We start from the raw sequence: 20612 nt of genomic DNA on the forward strand, positions 1-20612 counted from the left end.
TTTGCGCTTTTTTTTGAAGATGGTTATATTGTCACGTAATGAATGTACTGATGATTATAAGGAGCCACTACCTTGAACAACAACAATTAAAACATATATTCTATGAACAAAATAATAAAAACTGATATCAAAGTTTTGTCAATGTGTTTGTTGACTACTATTAAAAAGAATGCTATTAGTATTCAATAATCCTAAAAACGCTGTGTTGTGATGAAAAAAATCTTATTGATATGCATAGCCGTAGCCTGTAGTCTTATGGCTGTAGCCGAGGAACTGCTTATCGAAGCAGAAAGCTTCAGCCGGAGAGGTGGTTGGGTGCTCGACCAGCAGTTCATGGATCAAATGGGGTCGCCTTATCTCATGGCACATGGCATGGGTATCCCTGTGGCGGACGCTACGGCAGAGATTAACATTTCTCAGGCAGGTACATATTATGTATATGCTCGTACCTATAACTGGACTTCACCGTGGACTGGTGCGGAAGGTCCCGGAAGATTCCGCCTGGCTTTAGGCGATAAATTGCTGAAAACGACATTGGGTCATACAGGTAATTCCTGGCAATGGCAATTTGCCGGAAAGGTAGTATTGAAAGCAGGGATTACCACCCTTGCATTGAAAGACCTCACCGGTTTCGACGGCCGTTGTGATGCCATTTACCTTACGACTGATGCCAATACGCAACCCGCTACTTGGAGTGAGGCAGAGACAGCCGCACTTCGTACTCGCTTGCGACAACAACAGACGGTGCCCACGCATCAATACGATTTTGTGGTAGTAGGAGGGGGAATAGCCGGTATGTGTGCCGCTGCATCTGCTTCCCGATTGGGCTGTAAGGTAGCGTTAGTGAACGACCGTCCTGTGCTGGGGGGCAATAACTCGTCGGAAATTCGTGTGCACCTTGGCGGTATCATCGAAATGGCCCCCAACAAAGGATTGGGTCGTATGATACGTGAGTTCGGTCATGAACGTTCCGGCAATGCCCAACCGGGTGACTACTATGAAGACTGGAAGAAAGAAGATTTTATAGTTGATGAAAAGAATATTACCCTTTATGCCTCTCAGCGTGCAGTAGCCGTGAAGATGGAAGGAGACCGCATTGCATCAGTCACTATCCAGCATATCGAGACGGGCGAACGAACCGAACTTATCGCTCCTCTTTTTAGTGATTGTACAGGCGATGCTACCATAGGCTATTTAGCCGGTGCTGATTGGACTATGGGGCGTGAAGGTCGCGATGAATATGGCGAAAGTCTTGCTCCCGAACAGCCCGACTCATTGGTGATGGGTGCCTCGATACAATGGTACAGCAAGGATATGAAGAAGAAAACATCTTTCCCTCACTTTGAATATGGTGTGCGCTTTGATGCTGAGAACTGTGAACCCGTAACCATGGGCGAATGGAAATGGGAAACAGGCATGAACCGCAATCAAATCAGTGAAGCTGAACGTATACGCGATTATGGGCTTTTGGTGATATATTCCAACTGGAGCTATCTGAAGAATCACTATAAAGACCATAAGAAGTACGCTAACCGTTCGCTCGATTGGGTGGCTTACATCTCAGGCAGGCGTGAATCACGCCGTCTCTTGGGCGACTATGTATTGGCACAGGATGACATAGACAAGAATGTGGCACATGAGGATGCTTCGTTTACTACTACTTGGAGTATAGACCTTCATTTCCCTGATAGTGTGAACAGTGTACGTTTTCCCGGTAATGAATTTAAGTCGGCTACGGTGCATCGTTGGATTCATCCTTATGCTGTACCTTATCGCTGCCTTTATTCGCGCAATGTGGATAACCTCTTTATGGCTGGTCGTAATATGAGTTGTACACACGTAGCCTTGGGGACGGTGCGTGTAATGCGTACTACCGGCATGATGGGCGAAGTAGTAGGCATGGCAGCCGGACTCTGCCATAAGCATGGCGTGGAGCCGCGTGACATCTATCATCATTATCTGCCCGAATTGAAGCAACTGATGAAAGTGGGCTTGGGTAAACACAATGTGCCTGATAACCAACGTTTCAACGAGCCCAACGAATTGTTGGAAGTTCCGGGAGCTTACATCAAACCGTAGACAAACTATGAGCAAAAAAAGTATTATCACGATATTTCTATCGGCAATATGGACATTGCCGCTTTGGGGAGGACAACAGTATTACGCTTTTTTAAAAGGTGACACGCTACGTATGGGCAATGACTATATGGAACGCACCATGCTGTGGAATAACGGTGCGCCTGTTACTGTCAGCCTTACAGACAAGCAACACGGAAAAACCATTCCGACACAGGGTAAACAACCCGATTTCTCGATAGTGAAAGGTATCCCTACGAATGCTACGCTCACCGTGGGCGAGATACTGACGAACGGCATTCACGCCAGTTATCTGCAGGCTACTGTGGCTTGTACTATCGGTTCGCTGAATATAGAACGTCGCTATCGCATTTATGCAGACTGTCCCGCCATTGCTTGTGATACCTATCTGAAAGGACAAGTGGAACTTTATCAGAATAAAGAGGATAATCGTTCTAATGCCGATCGCAAAAATATAGAGCACACGGCTGATATGGCTACGGGGGTGAAAACTCCTACGCTGGACAGGCTGCAACTCAAGGGCAATCATTGGAGTGCCCGTACGGTAGAGTTTTTCGACTATACTGATTGGAATGACAACCTGATAACCGAGCGTACCTGGCTTCCTTACCGTCGTAATACATATCGTGGTAATCTGCTTTTTGCTCACGATGTGGCTACCCGTCAAGGCTTCTTTTTTTTGAAAGAAGCTCCTTGCAGTAGTACCCAGTTACATTATAATGGTTCTGACTTCGTGGCGGACTTTAGCGATTTTATGGTAGTGGGGCTGGGCATTGTGTCTAATGATGTAAAGCCGGATAGCTGGATTCGTATCTATGGATGTGTTACCGGTATCTATACCGGCGATGAGCAAGAAGCACTTACTGCCTTGCGTCTTTACCAGAAACAACTGCGCCACCATACCGCTGCACAGGATGAGATGATTATGCTCAATACTTGGGGTGACCGCAGCCAGGATGCCAAAATAGATGAGGCTTTCTGTCTCGCAGAATTGGATCGTGCCGCACGCATGGGCATCACCCTCTTTCAATTGGATGATGGCTGGCAGAGCGGAAAAAGTCCTAACTCGAAGACCGCCGGAGGTAGTTTTAAGGATATTTGGAAGAACACCGATTATTGGACGCCCAACCCCATGAAATTTCCTCACGGACTGAAACCTATTGTAGAGAAAGGAAAGAAATTAGGTATTCGCATCGGATTATGGTTCAATCCCAGCATACAGAATGATTTTGCCGATTGGCAAAAAGATGCGCAAGTCATTATCGGACTTTATAAGAAATATGGCATCTGTTGTTTCAAGATAGACGGCTTGCAAATACCTACCAAGACAGCCGAACAGAACTTGCGCCGACTGTTTGATACCGTGTTGGAACAAACCAACCATGAAGTGATTTTCAATCTCGATGCCACTGCCGGTCGTCGCGGCGGTTATCACTATATGAATGAATACGGCAACATCTTCCTGGAAAACCGCTATACTGATTGGGGCAATTACTATCCCTATCGCACCTTGCGTAATCTTTGGATGCTGTCTCGCTATGTACCGGCGGAAAAGATGCAGATAGAGTTCCTTAACAAATGGCGCAATGCTGACAAGTATGACGCTACCGACCCTTTTGCCCCCGCTCGTTACAGTTTCGATTACCTCTTTGCCATTACCTTGGCGGCACAGCCGTTGGCGTGGATGGAGGCTTCAAACCTGCCCGGAGAGGCTTATGCTACGGCATCTCTGCTTAAAGCATACCAATCCCTTCAACTCCGGTTTCATAAGGGCGTCATTTTGCCCATTGGTGAAGAACCTTCGGGACGCTCGTGGACCGGATTCCAATCGATTGTCTCCGACACGGAAGGCTATCTTATCGTTTACCGCGAAGACAACGGACAGGCCGAAGGAACCATTGACACTTGGCTTCCGAAGGGTAAGAAAGTCACCTTTACCCCTGTGATGGGAAGTGGCAGGAAGTCTACCGCTAAAGTCGGCGCACAGGGCAAAGTAAGTTTCGAGCTGAAGGATAAGAACTCTTTCGCACTTTATCAATATCGGATAAAGTAGTGGGAAAACGGCTTTCCGTATGTGTCTTGCCAATCAATGCGAAATATGCTAAGTGTTGATATATAGGTAGTTAATATGTAGTGTGAGAAGCGTTAATTCCTCAGTTGTTGGATGTTAACAGTTAAGGTTGTCAACTGTTAATAGTTGAGTCGGTAGGTATTAATAGTTGATAACTTAAGTATTAATAGCTGAGACAGGGGATATTAATAGTTGAAAAACGGAACATTAATGGTTGAGAAACGGAATATGAATTAAAGCAATGATACGTCAAATAAAAGAATGAATATGATAAAGATAGTACACATCTTTCTTCTGATCTTGTTTGTGTCCATGCCGTTAGGCGTATGGGCACAGCCACAAGAAAGACTGGTTCAAGTGCAGGTCACTCCCGACCATACCAATTGGCTGTATAAACCGGGAGAAAAAGTGAAATTTAAAGTGGCGGTATTGAAATGCAATATCCCACAAGATAATCTGGAAGTACGCTATGAGATTTCGGAAGACATGATGAAACCTCATCAGACAGGCAAACAGCCATTGAAGAATGAAAAGCTTGAGATTAACGCAGGTACTATGCAAAAAGAAGGGTTTCTGCGTTGCCGTGCTTTCGTCAGTTGTCAAGGGCGTGAGTATGAAGGCGTGGCTACTGTCGGCTTTTCTCCTGAGAAACTGCAACCGGTTACTCCGTTGCCCGCTGACTTTCTTGAATTTTGGAAGAGTACCAAAGAAGCCGCAGAAAAGTGGGCATTGGAACCTATAATGACTTTATTGCCGGAAAGGTGTACGGATAAAGTGAACGTATATCATGTCTCGTTTGCGAACAATGACTACGCGTCCCGTATGTACGGCATCCTTTGTGTCCCGAAGGTTGCCGGGAAATATCCGGCGATTCTGAAGGTGCCGGGTGCAGGTATACGTTCTTATAACGGAGAAGCCGAACGTGCCGGAAAAGGTTTCATCATATTGGAAATAGGTATTCACGGTATTCCGGTCAACCTGACAGGAGAGGTATATCACCGCCTTTATAACGGAGCTTTGAAGAATTACCACTCATTCAATATGGACAATCGGGATAAGTATTATTACAAACGGGTTTATACAGGTTGTGTGAGAGCCATTGATTTCATATATACGCTTCCCGAGTTTAATGGTAAGCTGGCGACCTTTGGCGGAAGTCAGGGCGGAGCACTTTCCATAGTGATTGCAGGATTGGACAATCGTGTTAAGGGACTAGTTTCTTTCTATCCCGCCTTGTGTGATATGGCAGGTTATGCCCACGGTCGTGCAGGCGGTTGGCCGCATATGTTTAAGGATGAGAAAAACCGGACACCGGAAAAGATTAAAACCATCCAGTATTTTGACGTAGTCAACTTTGCCCGTCAAGTTAAAGTCCCGGGATTCTATACCTTCGGTTATAATGACAGGGTTTGTCCGCCTACCACTACTTACTCGGCGTATAACGTGATTAATGCTCCGAAAGAACTGTTCGTTGCTGAAACAACCGCCCATTATGCTTATGCGGAACAGTCGAGCGCAGCCTGGAACTGGATAATGAACTTCTTGAAGAATGAATCGAGAAAAGAATAATATACTAATACCACAAACTGATAGATAAATGAAAATAGCTAAGAAATTAAGCCTATCTCTCTTGTTGCTGACCGCTTTTGCAGGAAGTGCTATGGCACAAGAACTGATGACAAATGTATACGGTCGTGATATCCATTCATTGAATGGTAAATGGAATGCTATCATCGACCTGTACGACCAGGGGCAACGAATGAAAATCTATGAGAATCAGCAACCGAAAGGAAATACTGATTTCTACGAATACGCATTCGAAGGCGGATTGCGTCTTAATGTACCGGGAGATTGGAACTCCCAATTGCCCGAATTAAAATATTACGAAGGCACTGTATGGTATGGCCGTCACTTTGCTGCCAAACGTTTGGTAGACAAACGCCAGTTCCTTTATTTCAGTGCTGTCAGCTATCGTTGTAAAGTCTACTTGAACGGAAAAGAGATAGCGGAGCACGAAGGTGGTTTCACCCCTTTTCAGGTAGAAGTAACAGACCTGGTGAAAGACGGTGATAACTTTCTGACGGTAGAAGTGAACAATCGCCGTACCAAAGACGCCATTCCCGCTATGGCATTTGACTGGTGGAACTATGGTGGTATCACAAGAGATGTGCTGTTGGTGAAAACTCCCCGGACATTTATAGAAGATTATTTCATCCAACTGGATAAGAATGTTCCCGACCGTATCATCGTCCGTGTTCGTCTTTCTGATAAAAAAGCAGGTGAGAAAGTAGCAGTTGCCATCCCCGAACTTAAAATCAATGTGGAGCTTACCACCGATGCGGCAGGGAAAGCAGAAACTGTATTGAACGCAAAGAAGCTGCAACGCTGGTCGCCGGAGGAACCGAAACTCTATGGAGTAACCATATCTTCAAGTACCGACCGCGTAGAAGAGCAAATAGGCTTCCGCAACATCACAGTGAAAGGTACAGATATTTACCTGAACGGGAAACCTACATTTATGTGCTGTATCTCTTTCCACGAAGAAATTCCGCAGCGTATGGGGCGTGCTTTCTCGGAAGCCGATGCTGCTATGCTGCTAAACGAAGCGAAAGCGCTTGGTGTGAACATGATTCGCCTGGCTCATTATCCGCAGAATGAATACACGGTACGCCTGGCAGAAAAGATGGGCTTCCTTCTCTGGCAGGAGATTCCCATTTGGCAAGGCATTGACTTTACAGACAATGAAACCCGTAAGAAAGCGCAGAGAATGCTCTCTGAAATGATTCGGCGCGACCAGAACCGCTGTGCGGTGGGTTACTGGGGTGTTGCCAATGAAACACAGCCTTCCGAGGAGCGGAATAAATTCCTTACTTCCTTGCTCGAAACAGGCAAACAGCTGGACACTACCCGCCTATATGTTGCCGCTTTTGATCTTGTGCGCTTTGATAGCGGAAAACAGCGTTTTGTGATGGAAGATTCTTTTACTTCCCAACTAGATGTTGTTGCTATCAATAAATATATGGGTTGGTACCATCCGTGGCCCGTTGAACCGAAAGACGCTATATGGGAGGTTGTGACAGACAAACCGTTGATTATCTCAGAATTTGGCGGTGAAGCATTGTATGGTCAATCCGGTGATGAGAACGTAGTCAGCTCTTGGAGTGAAGAGTATCAGGCACGTTTATATAGAGACAATATCCGTATGTTCGACAATATCCCGAACCTGCGTGGAGTATCGCCCTGGATTTTGTTCGATTTCCGTTCTCCGTTCCGTTTTCACCCTACCAATCAGGATGGCTGGAACCGTAAGGGACTCATATCCGATCAGGGTATGCGTAAGAAAGCGTGGTATCTGATGAGAGATTATTATATGAAAAGGAGGAATAACCAATAAGTATAGTTATAGTTGATTGTGATGAAGAAATATAGAATTGTAGCGATTTGTATGTTTATGCTACTCATTTTGGCAGTGGGAGCGTACGGACAGCGGAAAGTGGTTAAGATATTGGCGATTGGCAATAGCTTTTCGCAAGATGCGGTGGAGCAATATTTGCATGAACTTGCAGAAGCCGAAGGCATTTCAACCATAATCGGTAATATGTATATTGGTGGTTGTTCCTTGGAACGTCATGTGAAAAATGCCCGTGACAATGCTTCTGCCTATGCCTACCGGAAAATTGGCACGGATGGAAAGAAGCGGGAAAAGAGCAAGATGTCTTTGGAAACGGTACTGGCAGATGAAGACTGGGATTATGTCAGTTTGCAACAGGCAAGTCCTTTTTCGGGAATGTATGAGACGTATGAAGCCTCTCTGCCAGAACTTATAGAATATGTAAAAGTACGCCTTCCGAAGAAAACAAAGCTGATGTTGCACCAGACCTGGGCATATGCGTCTACTTCCAAGCATAGTGGATTTAAGAACTATAACCGTGACCAACTGACCATGTATCAGGCCATTGTCGACGCGGTGAAGAAAGCGGCTAAGGCGAATAAGGTAAAGATTATCATCCCTTCGGGCACTGCTATACAAAATGCGCGTACCTCTTTCATCGGTGATCATCTGAATAGGGATGGCTATCATCTGGATGTGAAGGTTGGACGTTATACCGCTGCTTGCACTTGGTTTGAACGCATCTTCAAACACAATGTAGTCGGGAACCCTTATGGACCGGAAGGGTTGGATGAGGCGCGGAAAACTGTTGCTCAAAAGGCTGCCCATGCGGCAGTAAAACACCCGTATAAAGTGACTGACTTATGTTCTGTACCCTGTAGAAGAGTTGAAGCACCTTGAAAAACAACCTGTCAAGGCCGGAGAATATTCTACTACAGGACCAAACTGTTAAAGTAGAACTGAAAGATATAGTTTTTTGCACATTCCATATTAAACACATGATTACCATGAAAAAGAAAACAGGCATTATTGGTCTTTGTATGTTCACCTGCAGCATTCTGACCTATGCACAAACCATTACTCCCCAAGCCGAGCAACGTGCGAAGGAGATTGTATCTAAAATGACTCTGCAAGAGAAAATAGAGTATATCTCCGGATTTACGAGCTTTTCTTTGCGTGCAATTCCTCGTTTGGGAATCCCTGAAATAAGACTGGCAGATGGACCGCAGGGGATCCGCAATCATGCACCGAAAAGTACTCTTTATCCATCTGGTATTCTTTCCGCTTCTACTTGGAATCGGAGCTTGCTTTATAAATTGGGGCAGGGATTAGGGCAAGATGCAAAAGCCCGTGGAGTCAGCATTCTGTTGGGACCAGGGGTGAATATCTATCGTGCTCCCCTGTGTGGCCGCAATTTTGAATACTTTGGTGAAGACCCTTACTTGACGGGTGAAATAGCCAAGCAATATATCCTAGGCGTGCAATCGGAAGGAGTGATTGCCACCATCAAGCACTTTGCCGCCAACAACCAGGAATGGAGCCGCCACCATGCGAGTTCGGACATAGACGAGCGTACTTTGCATGAGATTTATTTTCCGGCTTTCCGCAAGGCCGTACAGGAAGCCAATGTGAGTGCAGTGATGAACAGCTACAATCTCCTGAACGGCGTTCATGCTACCGAGCATAAATGGCTGAATATTGATGTCCTGCGCAATCTTTGGGGCTTCAAAGGTATCCTGATGTCTGACTGGACTTCCGTATATTCCGCCGTAGGCGCTGCCAATGCCGGACTTGACCTTGAAATGCCGAAAGGACGTTTCATGAATGCCGATAACCTCATCCCCGCCATCAAAACCGGTATAGTGACCGAAGAAACCATCAACCTTAAAGTACAGCATATCCTGCAAACGCTGATTGCTTATGGTATGCTTGATAAGGAACAGAAAGACAGCAGCATCGCAGAGGATAATCCATTCTCTCGCCAGACAGCTTTGGAGCTGGCACGCGAAGGGGTGGTATTGTTGAAGAATGAAGCAAACCTGCTTCCATTGAAAGGAAAAACAGCTGTAATGGGGCCTAATGCAGATTTGATTCCTACCGGTGGCGGCAGTGGTTTTGTCACTCCTTTTTCTACCGTTTCAGTGGCTCAAGGCTTGAAAGAACTGAAGAAAAAGAATCTGGTATTATTGACGGATGATGTGATTTATGAAAATATTGTCAATGAGTTTTATACAGATGCTAATCGTCAGGTGAAAGGCTTCAAGGCTGAATACTTTAAGAACAAGACGCTTTCGGGACAGCCGGAAGTTGTACGTACGGAGTCCTCTGTTGATTATGACTGGGGATATGGTGCACCGTTGGATGGTTTTCTCACAGATGGCTTTTCAGTCCGTTGGACGGCCTGCTATGTTCCACAGGCAGACGGTCAGTTGAAACTTCACATAGGTGGTGATGACGGTTATCGTTTGTTTGTGAACGACAAGCACATTACAGGCGACTGGGGAAATCATTCTTACTCCAGCCGTGAAGTTGAACTTCCGGTTGAGGGCGGTAAGGAATATCGTTTCCGGATTGAATTCTTTGATAATATATCTTCAGCAATTATCCGCTTCAACGCTTATAGCCTTAATGAGGCGAAACTTCGTCAAGGATTGGCGAAAGTGGACAATGTAGTGTTCTGCACAGGCTTCAACAGTAACACGGAAGGCGAAGGTTTTGACCGTCCGTTTGCCTTGCTTCGCTATCAGGAATTGTTTATCAAAAAGATTGCCTCCATGCATCCCAATGTCGTGGTTGTGCTGAACGCCGGTGGCGGTGTGGATTTCACCAACTGGCATGATGCCGCAAAAGCTATTCTTATGGCCTGGTATCCGGGACAGGAAGGCGGACAGGCGATAGCTGAAATCCTGACCGGCAAGATTTCTCCAAGCGGAAAGCTACCGATTTCTATCGAAAAGAAATGGGAAGATAATCCGGTGTATGGTAGTTATTACGAGAACTTGAAGGCAGAGATTAAACGTGTAGATTATTCCGAGGGTGTCTTTGTCGGTTATCGTGGATACGACCGTTCGGGAAAAGAACCTTTCTATCCGTTTGGTTACGGATTGTCCTATACCACTTTTGCTTATAGCAATATGTCTGCGGAGAAAACGGGTGAACATCAAGTTACAGTTAGCTTTGATATAGAGAATACAGGTAAGATGGACGCCTCGGAAGTGGTGCAGGTGTATGTGCATGATGTACAGTCCTCTGTACCTCGTCCTCTGAAAGAACTGAAAGGATATGAAAAGGTATTCTTGAAGAAAGGTGAGAAGAAGCGGATTTCTGTAGTGTTGAATGAGGATGCATTTTCTTTTTATGATATGAATCAGCACCGTTTTGTGGTAGAGAAAGGAGCTTTTGAAATTCTTGTCGGCCCGGCTTCCAATCAATTACCTTTGAAAGCTACGGTTGAACTTTCCGGTTCATACTCGTTCTAATTTCCTCGTAAAGTCACATTTGACCAGTCTTAAACCAGGCTTATTTGATAAGAAAAACAAAAGAGGACAATAATAGAACCTCATCCCCCCAAAAAAAAATGGGTTATCCTGGAGAATGACAAAGGCGTAGAAAGAGAATTACTTCTCGATCTACGCCTTTATCTTTCTACGGATAGTGTGATTATTTCACTTCCCAAATATCATTAGTCATCAAAAGCTCCTCGAAATTATGGTATTTCTTTTTGCTTTTTACTTCTTCGATTTGTGCTTCTACCGCATCATTATAGGTCGGAGCGTCTACATCGCGGATGACACCAAGTGCGATGGGGAAGTCAGGGCCTTCCATCAAGGCAAGTTTTAACTGGAGTGTGTTGTCCGGGCAGTGTGCATCATGTATCAAAATATCTTTTTCTGTGATACCGTTCTCGCCTAGTTTCACTACTTTCAGCCCAAAACCTTCCTGCATTAATCCAAACTCCTTGTTTTCACCGAATAACATCGGTTTGCCATGTTCCAGATAAATCGCGTTCTTGGCACGCCCTTCCTTGTTATATACGGAGTTGTGTGTACCATCATTGAAGATGACGCAGTTCTGTAAAATCTCGCAGACAGCAGTGCCCTTATGATTATAGGCAGCTTTCAATATGTCTATCGTACCGGGAGCATCTGTGGCAACAGCACGTGCGAAAAAATGTCCGCGTGCGCCAAAGCATAGTTCTGCCGGATTGAACGGGTCTTCTACGGTGCCGTAGGGAGAAGACTTGCTGACAAAACCACGCGGTGAAGTGGGTGAGTATTGTCCTTTAGTCAGACCATAGATACGGTTGTTGAGCAAGATCATGTTGATGTCGATATTGCGTCGGTTGGCATGAATGAAATGGTTACCTCCGATAGCAAGACCGTCACCGTCACCGCTTACCTGCCATACGGTTAGTTTGGGGTTAGCGACTTTGCACCCTGTCGCGATAGCGGCGGCACGGCCGTGAATTGTATTCATACCGTATGTATTCATATAGTGAGGAAGGCGGCTGGAACAACCGATACCGGAAATTACTGCCGTATCCCATGGAGCGACACCGATTTCTGCCATAGCCTTGTGTAACGAAGCCAGGAAAAAGTGGTCACCACATCCCGGACACCAGCGTGGCTGTCCTTTTTTAAAGTCTTTAGCTGTATATTCGCTCATAATTTCTTGATTTTACTTGTTGATAATCTCAGTGAATGCATTGACCAGCTCATTGACGACAAAGGGCTGTCCTTTCACTTGGTTGAACTGATAAGGAACGAAACCGTCCACCTTCATACGGAGATATCCGGCAAACTGTCCCATATTTTGCTCGGCTACCACCACTTTTTTGTATTTCTTCATCAAGGCTGCCGTATTCTTTGGAAGAGGATTGATGAACTTAAAGTGTGCTAATGCTACTTTCTTACCATTAGCACGGAGTTCGTCCATAGCGGCATGTAAATGTCCGTAAGTACCTCCGAAACCTACAATCAGCAATTCGGCATCTTCCTTGTCGCCTTCAACTTCTACGTCAGGTACTTCGATATTGGCAATTTTCTGCTGGCGTAATCGCGTCATCAAGTCATGGTTTTCCGGATCAGTTGAGATAGCTCCTGTCTTGTTGTCTTTTTCAAGACCTCCTAATACATGAGTGAATCCTTCTGTACCCGGAACTGCCCAATAGCGAACGCCTGTCTGCGGGTCCCGTTGATACGGTGTCCAGGTTTCCGACATTTCCGGACGTACGTAAGGAGGGTTGATAGCAGGATAATTAGCCAATTTAGGTAATTTCCATGCACCTGAACCATTGGCAACAAATGCGTCTGTCAACAACACGACCGGAGTCATGTGTTCCAAAGCGATCTTAGCAGCCATATAGGCTGAGTCAAAACAGTCCGTAGGTGATGTCGCGGCAATGACAGGCATAGGGCTTTCACCGTTACGGCCGAAGAGAACTTGCAACAGGTCTGTTTGTTCCGATTTGGTCGGTAGACCGGTAGCGGGGCCGCCACGTTGTACATCCAATACGACCAATGGCAATTCCATGATAACGGCCAAGTTCATGGCTTCTGATTTCAAACAGATACCAGGGCCTGAGGTGGAAGTAACAGCTAATGCACCGGCGTATGAAGCACCGATAGCAGAAGCACAACCGGCAATCTCATCTTCACATTGCACGGTGGTCACGCCCAATGATTTATGTTTTGAGAGTTCATGCAACACATCTGTTGCAGGAGTAATAGGGTAAGACCCTAAATAGAGTTTCAGTCCGGCTTTCTCTGCAGCTGCGATGAATCCGTATGCAGTCGCCTTATTTCCGGTGATATCCATATATTTCCCGGGAATGGCTGCTTTACTTTCAATCTTATATGTATGTGCTACGGAAGCGTGTGTGTTGTGTCCGTAGTCATATCCGGCACGAACTACTTTGATATTTGCTTCCGCTATTTCCGGTTTCTTGGAGAATTTCTCGCGGATAAAGTCTTCCGCTATGTTAAGGTCGCGGTTGAACAACCAGCATACCAGTCCTACGGCAAACATATTACGGCATTTCAGCATGGACTTATTATCCATTCCCGTATCTGCCAGACAGTCTTTTACCATCTGCGAGATAGGTGCTGCGATTACGTCCTGCTTGATACCCATTTCTTCAATAGGATTATCGGTGGTGAATGCCGCTTTATCTAAATCTGATTTTTGAAAGGCGTCTGTGTCGATGATGATACAGGCGGTGGATTTTGCAAATTTATATTGTGTTTTCAATGCGGCGGCATTCATAGCTACCAATACGTCGCATTTGTCTCCCGGAGTATAAACTTTTTCTGCACCGATGTGTACCTGAAAACCGGAAACACCGGTTAGCGAACCTTGCGGTGCGCGGATGTCTGCCGGATAGTCGGGGAATGTACTGATGTCATTGCCAATCGTAGCCGACACGGTCGAGAAGATGTTGCCGGCCAACTGCATACCGTCGCCGGAGTCGCCGGAGAAACGTACTACTACTTCCTCCAATTCTTTAACCATCATTTCGTCTGCCATAACTTTAATTACTATATTTAATTTAAAAACTGTTTTTACTTTCAATTTGTGAGCGCAAAGGTCGGAAAGTTAATCGAATTATCAAAATAAAACCTACTTTATTGTCCTATTGACGCAAAATATTTGAAATATCTGGAAGGAACCTGTATTTTTATTCTTGTTAAATCAACAGAAACCGTTATCTTTGCAATCAAAATAGGAACGGCCTTGTAGTTCAACGGATAGAATAGAAGTTTCCTAAACGTATGTTCTTCCAAACAATGGCAAAGGTAGTAAAATTTAGATTTATAGTAAATAAGAAAAGGAAGTTATAACGATAATTATTACATAAGGCTCTGTAGTTCAACGGATAGAACAAGAATTTCCTAAATTTTAGATAGGGGTTCGATTCCCCTCGGAGCTACTTTTCAAGTCCATTCCATTACGGGGTGGACTTCTTTTTTTACAGCATTTACAGCAAAAAATAGGTATATTTGCGGATAAAAGTTCTACTATAGTTCTACAAAGATTATGGCTACATTCAAAGCAGAGGTGTACGCTCACCAAAAAAGGGCTGACGGCACATATAATATAAAGATAAGGGTTATACACCAAAAGAGGAAAAAGTACATCCCGACCACTTACTACGTGACAAAGGATGATTTGACACGCACGACTTTCAAATTGAAAAACCAAAAGTACATAGATGCCACCGATGATATGATAAAGAAATACCGTTCCATTTGTGACCGCATGGGGGAACGGCTTAAATCCATGACCGTTGAGCAGGTGGTAGATGCAATCACTAACGACAATGGGGAACACTTCGATTTGGATATAGTGGCTTATGCCCGTCAATACATATTGCACTTAAAGGAAACCGGGCATACAGGCAATGCGCTTTCTTACCAAGTAGCTATTAACAACCTTGTACGCTTTGTTGGCAGGGATAGCGTGAGCATAAAAGAAATCACGGTTAAGTTTATCAATGATTGGATAAAGTGGATAAAAGAGAATCCGGCACGTTCCAAACCCGAAGCCAATCACGGAGAAAGGGCACAGAGCCTATATATATCCCAGCTAAGAGCCATACACAACCGAGCAAAGAAAGAGTTTAACGATGAGGATGCCGGGCTGATACGCATTCCCTATTCTCCTTTTAAGAGGGTGGAAATTCCAAAAGTTCCAGTTACAAGAAAAAGGGCTATTTCTACGGATTTACTTCGTAAATTTTCGGAGCTGCCTTATTCTTTGATTATGCAACCGGGGACAAACAGGTACAATCTCGCAAAGGATGTCTTTCTTTTGAGTTTCTGCCTAATCGGAATGAATGCGGTAGATTTGTACACTTGTACGGATTTGAAGAAAGGACGAATTACATACCAACGGACAAAAACAAAGAATCGGAGAGCCGACAAAGCGGAAATATCTGTGAGGATAGAGCCGGAACTAAAAGCCCTTATGAAAAAATATAAAGACCATACCGGGCAAAGGGTCTTTAATTTCTACAAGCTGTATTCAAGCGTGGATAGCTTTACGGCTGCAATTAACAAGGGTTTGAAAAAGATTGGTGATGATTTGGGAATAGATGATTTGGAGTTTTACGCAGCCCGCCATACATGGGCAACCATTGCAAGCAATGAAGCCGGAGTAGATAAATACACCGTTCACACAGCTCTTAACCACGTGGACGAAAATATGAGAGTGACGGATATTTATATTGCGAAATCGTGGGACAGCATAGATGCTGCCAACCGTAAGGTATTGGATTATGTCAAGCTATCTTTGGATGATGTAACAGAAAAGAAGTATATACCCAAAAATAAGCGTGTTTTGCCTAAGCAAAATTTGTAAGCTGTTATAGTTCAGTGATTTACAAGCCTATTTTTGCTTAGGCAAAATTTTAATAGGTGTTTATCTATCCTCTAAATCTGTATTATCTCTGATAATCAGATAGTTGCAAATTTTGCCTAAGCAAATTGCCTAAGCAAAATGATTTTGCCTAAGCAAAAATTATAATATTCTGATAATCAAATAAATAGTTGTTTTTAAGCCTAAAAATAGTGTTTTGCCTAAGCAAAATTTGCAAATGATTGAAATACAGTGTGTTATAAGCGTTATTTTGCCTAAGCAAAAATATAGCCTTTTTGCGTTTGCCTAAGCAAAATTTGTAAGCTGTTATAGTTCAGTGATTTACAAGCCTATTTTTGCTTAGGCAAAATTTTAATAGGTGTTTATCTATCCTCTAAATCTGTATTATCTCTGATAATCAGATAGTTGCAAATTTTGCCTAAGCAAATTGCCTAAGCAAAATGATTTTGCCTAAGCAAAAATTATAATATTCTGATAATCAAATAAATAGTTGTTTTTAAGCCTAAAAATAGTGTTTTGCCTAAGCAAAATTTGCAAATGATTGAAATACAGTGTGTTATAAGCGTTATTTTGCCTAAGCAAAAATATAGCCTTTTTGCGTTTGCCTAAGCAAAATTTGTAAGCTGTTATAGTTCAGTGATTTACAAGCCTATTTTTGCTTAGGCAAAATTTTATGCAAGTTATAAGGGATAATATATACTAATATATAATATTATATAGTTAATTAAGAGTAAATATATGAAATAGGGGTGTGGGGGAAGAACAAAAAAAGGCGATGCTGATTGCACCGCCTCTATGTATCAAAAATCATCACTTACATTCATTACCTTGTTGATGGAACTATTTATTTCAGTGACTTTATCACCAAATCCTTTTAGGATGTAATCTAAATAAGAAATAATAATCTCATTTTCTTTTATCCACTTCTCCCGGTATTTAATTTCTTTTTTCCCCTTTTTTGAATTACTGTCAAATGTCAGTATCTTTTCTTTGTACTCTTTATTTTGGCTAATGTATTTTTCTCGTACGCTTATGATGTTATCATAACCCCATGAAGTTTCTTTTTTAAAATCATATTCAGATAATTTGGTAATCATCTCTAACTCTTCAATCATACTTTCTAAAGAACTTGTGGGAAGATATTCAGTTTCGACATTTCTATCAGGCTGTACACTTGATGTGAAGTTTGAGAATATAATGCGGTATTTGTTTTCCCGACAATCAATTTTCACATTCATGTTAACTCTGATTTTAGAGTAGCTGTTTACTCCATTTTTTTTAGATAGGTATGAAGATACTTTTAGAATGGTTGTCCCGCTTTCTTTATCGCTTGTGTCAATAGACGAATCCCACTCTGTGGTGTTAGTACTCGCCCACTGTTGGGCATTTAAAAACAAATAATCTTTTGAACCCTTAACCTCTGTTATGTATTCAGTTTTAGCCCCAATTTCACTATACGTGTTTTGAGCAAAGGAATTTCCTGTTATCAAAGCTATCAGGCAAAGCATTAGCAAAGTTTTCATAAGTGTGTATTTAACGGTTGTACTTAGCAAGCTACTGTAATACACACGAAAGCGTGGGATTACTCCGAGGATTAAGAGGTACGACCAAGCACCTAACAGCCCATACAAGAGTAATGCCCACGCAAAGCGCAGGCATTAGCAAATTGTCTGAGGGCTGTTTCTGAAATTTGGTCGTTTTCTTAATCCCTACAACAATAGCCAATGCTATTTAGTGATATTTTAATTCAGCAGCAAATATAGTGTATTATTTGTTATAAAAATAGTCTTGCAGTGTTATATTTATAATGACGTATCAAAAATATATAGGTTTTTGTTTCCAAATAAGCGGGGATTTTGTACCTTTGTAGAAAATAGTAGTTTATATGGGTAATTGGAGCGTACAACAAGAAGCTAAGAAAGAAGTCAAGGAGAAAGATAAAGTGAGGCGTGAAAAACTTGCTGGATTCTTTTTTAACTTGGCGCAACTCACATTTGCGGGTTTGGTTCTTGGTGGAATAACTCCGATATATGCCAATGTGGAAGCTGGTATAAACTGGTATGTTTTGACAGCAGGGAGTGTTTGGACTATAATGCTTGCTAAAGTAGGAAATACAATTTTAAAATAATAGATATGGAAATGTTAGGAGCTATCTTTACCGTTGGAATAGTTGTGACGGGTGCATTTATGATTTGGCTAAGAACAAAATCTGGCAAGAAATGGCTTGCTAATTTGTGATATGGAATATTTGTAAGAAATAGCCCCATGCAGACTAATAATGTTTGCATGGGGCTATTTTTGTTCTTCAAACATTCTTCCAAATCCAGTAAGCAGCCATTTGGCACTTACTCCATACTCCTTAACCATAGGATACAACCAAGATAATTGAAACCATCCACGCTCCAAGTCTTTTCTTTGCGCAATAAAATTTCTTCTATCTATGTTGTTGAGCCTACAGTATGTATTTACTCCTCTTATTTTCTTCATGGCTATAATGGCATCCAGCGCACTATAGAACCTTTCCATTATTTGCTTGCTTATGACGGTATTCATTGCGATATATGGCTCTTCAAGTTCTCTATATCGGATTTTAGCAACTCCAATTCACCTGTAGGCTCATTGGTTATTATAGCCGTAGTAATAGCGTTGGATATTTCCCTTTGCGCATCTAATACCCTATCAGGGTTTACCCGGTTAATTAAAAGGACTTCTTTGTAGAGGTCTATAACCATTCTATAATACTTTTCCATATCAATACTTCCTTTGCTTTAAACCAAACACTATACGGCATTGGCACATTCGGCAGGATTCTCCGTTTGGGCACTTCCCTTTTTAAGTTCCTCTATTTCGTTTTGCAATCTGCCTATCAATCTATTCAACCGTTCTATTTCCTTATCTTTTTCTACTAACATTCCATAAGGTGCAATTAGCTTGTCATTCATCATCTTTACGACTTGTCTTGAAAAAGCGTCAGCACCAGCAAACATGAAATCTTCGGGAGTGACTTCTTTTAATATCGTATTTTGCTTTGGTGATATATCCGAATAATACTTTGAAATATCACCGAATTTAGACTGCAATATATCCAATTTCTCTTTTGAGATTGGTTTAATTCCGTTTTCTATATTTGAAATATAGTTCTGTTTGCACATTAATAGCTCTGCTAACTCCTTTTGAGTAAGTTTTCTATCAATTCTAAAACTCTTTAAATCAAATCGTTGCATATAAATGGAATATTTTTAATAGAAAATATATCCAAAAAGTTTTGTTATATTCGGATATATAGCCTATATTTGTTGCGTAATTAAATAAATGACATTACAAATATAGCCAAAAAGCGTGTTTGTAGAACATATAAATTAGAGAAAATGAAAAAAGTAACCCCAAAAGACTATCAGTCTTTTATTCAGATTTACAAAGGATTGCCTGAAAGGAGTGCTGTAAAAGCTCCAAAAACTGAGTTTGTGGAGGAAATAGCGGCTCTGTGTATGTGTAGTACCAAGACGGTACGAATGTGGATTCATGGCGTACAAAAGCCGGATGCCCTCAAACAAAAGATGATTAGTGATAAACTGGGCGTTCCAGCCGATATTTTATTTCCTGTTACAGAATGAAAGCTATAGAGTTCTACACAACCCCGGAGGGTGAAGTTACTATGCGCCCTATCGGAGAAGCCGAAAGGCAGTTGAAAGAAACTGATACCGACTTTATCCAAGCTTTCTTGGCTATACTGAGGGAGTTTTATCCCGAAGCATACGATGCGCTTATGGATATATACTCTAAAAATTCAAACAACAAGAGGTATCGGGATTTCATAGCGGTGCGTAGATTCATTAAATGCAACTTCGGTCTGTATGACAACATGATTGATGTAGATGAGAATTGGAACTTTAATTTTGAGTTTGTAGGTTGTCCATTACGTGGAGAATGCAAACATGATAAAGTTATTTGCGCTCCTAAATTCAACTCTAAGTTGTCCGATAGGCAAATAGAAGTTATGCGAATGCTCTATGATGGGAAAAACGATTCAGAAATAGCCGAAAAGCTGTTTATCTCTTTAAATACCGTGAACAACCATAGAAAAAACAGTTTCCGAAAGGTTGGAGTACATTCAATGGCTGAATTTATGCGGTATGCTATGACTAACAATCTTTTCAAATAACAAATGCAACACCGATGAAAGGAGAAACTTTAGCAAACCTTATCCAATGTGGCGTTACGCTACTTCTTGGCATTATTGCCCTTGCTGGGGCATTGTTCTGTAATGCCTCATTTCACTTCTTTACCGCTATGGCTTGTTTTTGGCTGGCATGGGTTTTCTATACCGACAATGAGTATGGGATAGTAAGTGTTAGAGAATATTTTAAGAACCGCTACAAAAAGGACTGACTTATGGCAATTCAGATGGAACTATACGAGTTAAAGAATCTCTGTATGGAAATGGCTTCTTTGGGTGCTGCCAACTATGTAAAACAGACTATCCCGGCAAAAGACCTCATTTCACAACGTGAAGCATACAGATTGTTTCAAGAGTGCCGGGTGAAACGCTGGCAAAAAGACGGCAGAGTTTCTACTATCCGTGGCGGTAGCTCTATACATTCCAAAGTATTGTATTCACGTGCCGAACTTATGGCAGTAGATAAATCAGAGAAAATCAACTCTATAATTAATAAGTGA

18 protein-coding genes and 1 tRNA gene are annotated in these 20612 nt (G+C 42.6%); 13 read left to right on the plus strand and 6 right to left on the minus strand.

Features of this window, described 5'->3' with window-relative positions; translation table 11 throughout:
- The first annotated feature begins 210 nt into the window (after window positions 1-210).
- The 6 genes from ACNOGP_RS05545 (at window position 211) to ACNOGP_RS05570 (ending at window position 11038) form a co-directional block, all read left to right on the plus strand.
- Window positions 211-2079 carry an FAD-dependent oxidoreductase gene (locus ACNOGP_RS05545; protein ID WP_418214298.1) on the plus strand — a complete coding sequence of 623 codons (1869 nt, stop codon included), beginning with the start codon at window positions 211-213 and terminating at the stop codon, window positions 2077-2079.
- A gap of 7 nt (window positions 2080-2086) precedes the next feature.
- A complete protein-coding gene (locus tag ACNOGP_RS05550; RefSeq protein WP_418214299.1) occupies window positions 2087-4150 on the plus strand; it encodes an alpha-galactosidase in 2064 nt (687 codons plus the stop codon).
- Window positions 4151-4435: 285 nt separating this feature from the next.
- Entirely contained in the window at window positions 4436-5737 is a 1302-nt protein-coding gene (locus tag ACNOGP_RS05555) for an acetylxylan esterase (RefSeq protein ID WP_418214300.1), read from the plus strand.
- A 28-nt stretch (window positions 5738-5765) separates the two neighbouring features.
- Window positions 5766-7562 carry a glycoside hydrolase family 2 protein gene (locus ACNOGP_RS05560; RefSeq protein WP_418214301.1) on the plus strand — a complete coding sequence of 599 codons (1797 nt, stop codon included), beginning with the start codon at window positions 5766-5768 and terminating at the stop codon, window positions 7560-7562.
- Between the two features lie 21 nt (window positions 7563-7583).
- Complete coding sequence (locus tag ACNOGP_RS05565) at window positions 7584-8459, plus strand: DUF4886 domain-containing protein (protein WP_195476054.1); 876 nt, start codon at window positions 7584-7586, stop codon at window positions 8457-8459.
- A gap of 107 nt (window positions 8460-8566) precedes the next feature.
- Window positions 8567-11038, plus strand: coding sequence for a beta-glucosidase H (locus tag ACNOGP_RS05570; protein WP_418214302.1), 2472 nt, complete (start codon window positions 8567-8569; stop codon window positions 11036-11038).
- A 181-nt stretch (window positions 11039-11219) separates the two neighbouring features.
- On the opposite strand, the gene ACNOGP_RS05575 is transcribed toward ACNOGP_RS05570, so the two are convergent.
- Both ACNOGP_RS05575 and ACNOGP_RS05580 read right to left on the minus strand, forming a co-directional pair.
- Window positions 11220-12224, minus strand: coding sequence for a 2-oxoacid:ferredoxin oxidoreductase subunit beta (locus ACNOGP_RS05575; RefSeq protein ID WP_195476059.1), 1005 nt, complete (start codon window positions 12222-12224; stop codon window positions 11220-11222).
- Between the two features lie 12 nt (window positions 12225-12236).
- Entirely contained in the window at window positions 12237-14084 is a 1848-nt protein-coding gene (locus ACNOGP_RS05580) for a 2-oxoacid:acceptor oxidoreductase subunit alpha (protein ID WP_143866214.1), read from the minus strand.
- 331 nt (window positions 14085-14415) lie between these two features.
- Between ACNOGP_RS05580 and ACNOGP_RS05585 the strand changes: the two genes are divergently transcribed.
- Window positions 14416-14487 (plus strand) — tRNA-Arg (locus ACNOGP_RS05585).
- 107 nt (window positions 14488-14594) lie between these two features.
- The gene (locus ACNOGP_RS05590) at window positions 14595-15917 is read left to right on the plus strand and encodes a phage integrase SAM-like domain-containing protein (protein ID WP_005655495.1); all 1323 of its coding nucleotides are present in this window, start codon (window positions 14595-14597) and stop codon (window positions 15915-15917) included.
- Between the two features lie 818 nt (window positions 15918-16735).
- Here ACNOGP_RS05590 and ACNOGP_RS05595 read toward each other — a convergent pair.
- The gene (locus ACNOGP_RS05595; protein ID WP_005655493.1) at window positions 16736-17458 is read right to left on the minus strand and encodes a DUF4468 domain-containing protein; all 723 of its coding nucleotides are present in this window, start codon (window positions 17456-17458) and stop codon (window positions 16736-16738) included.
- A gap of 362 nt (window positions 17459-17820) precedes the next feature.
- On the opposite strand from ACNOGP_RS05595, the gene ACNOGP_RS05600 reads away from it, so the two are divergent.
- Window positions 17821-18063 (plus strand): hypothetical protein, encoded by a 243-nt coding sequence (locus tag ACNOGP_RS05600; RefSeq protein WP_005655492.1) that lies wholly within the window; start codon window positions 17821-17823, stop codon window positions 18061-18063.
- 164 nt (window positions 18064-18227) lie between these two features.
- Here the strand turns inward: ACNOGP_RS05600 and ACNOGP_RS05605 are convergent, their stop codons facing one another.
- The 3 genes from ACNOGP_RS05605 to ACNOGP_RS05615 form a co-directional block, all read right to left on the minus strand.
- Window positions 18228-18422 (minus strand): hypothetical protein, encoded by a 195-nt coding sequence (locus ACNOGP_RS05605; protein WP_225982644.1) that lies wholly within the window; start codon window positions 18420-18422, stop codon window positions 18228-18230.
- 62 nt (window positions 18423-18484) lie between these two features.
- A complete protein-coding gene (locus tag ACNOGP_RS05610; protein WP_032592282.1) occupies window positions 18485-18685 on the minus strand; it encodes a hypothetical protein in 201 nt (66 codons plus the stop codon).
- A 30-nt stretch (window positions 18686-18715) separates the two neighbouring features.
- A complete protein-coding gene (locus ACNOGP_RS05615; RefSeq protein ID WP_418214303.1) occupies window positions 18716-19159 on the minus strand; it encodes a helix-turn-helix domain-containing protein in 444 nt (147 codons plus the stop codon).
- A 144-nt stretch (window positions 19160-19303) separates the two neighbouring features.
- Here ACNOGP_RS05615 and ACNOGP_RS05620 point away from each other — a divergent pair, with 144 nt between their 5' ends.
- Genes ACNOGP_RS05620 through ACNOGP_RS05635 form a run of 4 tightly spaced genes read left to right on the plus strand, consistent with a single transcriptional unit; the run spans window position 19304 to window position 20612 of the window.
- Complete coding sequence (locus ACNOGP_RS05620; protein ID WP_024986373.1) at window positions 19304-19549, plus strand: hypothetical protein; 246 nt, start codon at window positions 19304-19306, stop codon at window positions 19547-19549.
- Window positions 19546-20097: a helix-turn-helix domain-containing protein gene (locus ACNOGP_RS05625; RefSeq protein WP_005655483.1), complete on the plus strand. Its 552-nt coding sequence runs from the start codon at window positions 19546-19548 to the stop codon at window positions 20095-20097. Before ACNOGP_RS05620 ends, ACNOGP_RS05625 begins: the two co-directional genes overlap by 4 nt.
- 14 nt (window positions 20098-20111) lie before the next feature.
- Window positions 20112-20324: a hypothetical protein gene (locus ACNOGP_RS05630; RefSeq protein WP_008642482.1), complete on the plus strand. Its 213-nt coding sequence runs from the start codon at window positions 20112-20114 to the stop codon at window positions 20322-20324.
- Window positions 20325-20327: 3 nt separating this feature from the next.
- On the plus strand, window positions 20328-20612 hold the full coding sequence (locus ACNOGP_RS05635; protein ID WP_005655479.1) for a hypothetical protein: 285 nt from the start codon (window positions 20328-20330) through the stop codon (window positions 20610-20612).

The organism is Bacteroides difficilis (assembly GCF_048319815.1).
GTDB lineage: Bacteria > Bacteroidota > Bacteroidia > Bacteroidales > Bacteroidaceae > Bacteroides > Bacteroides zhangwenhongii.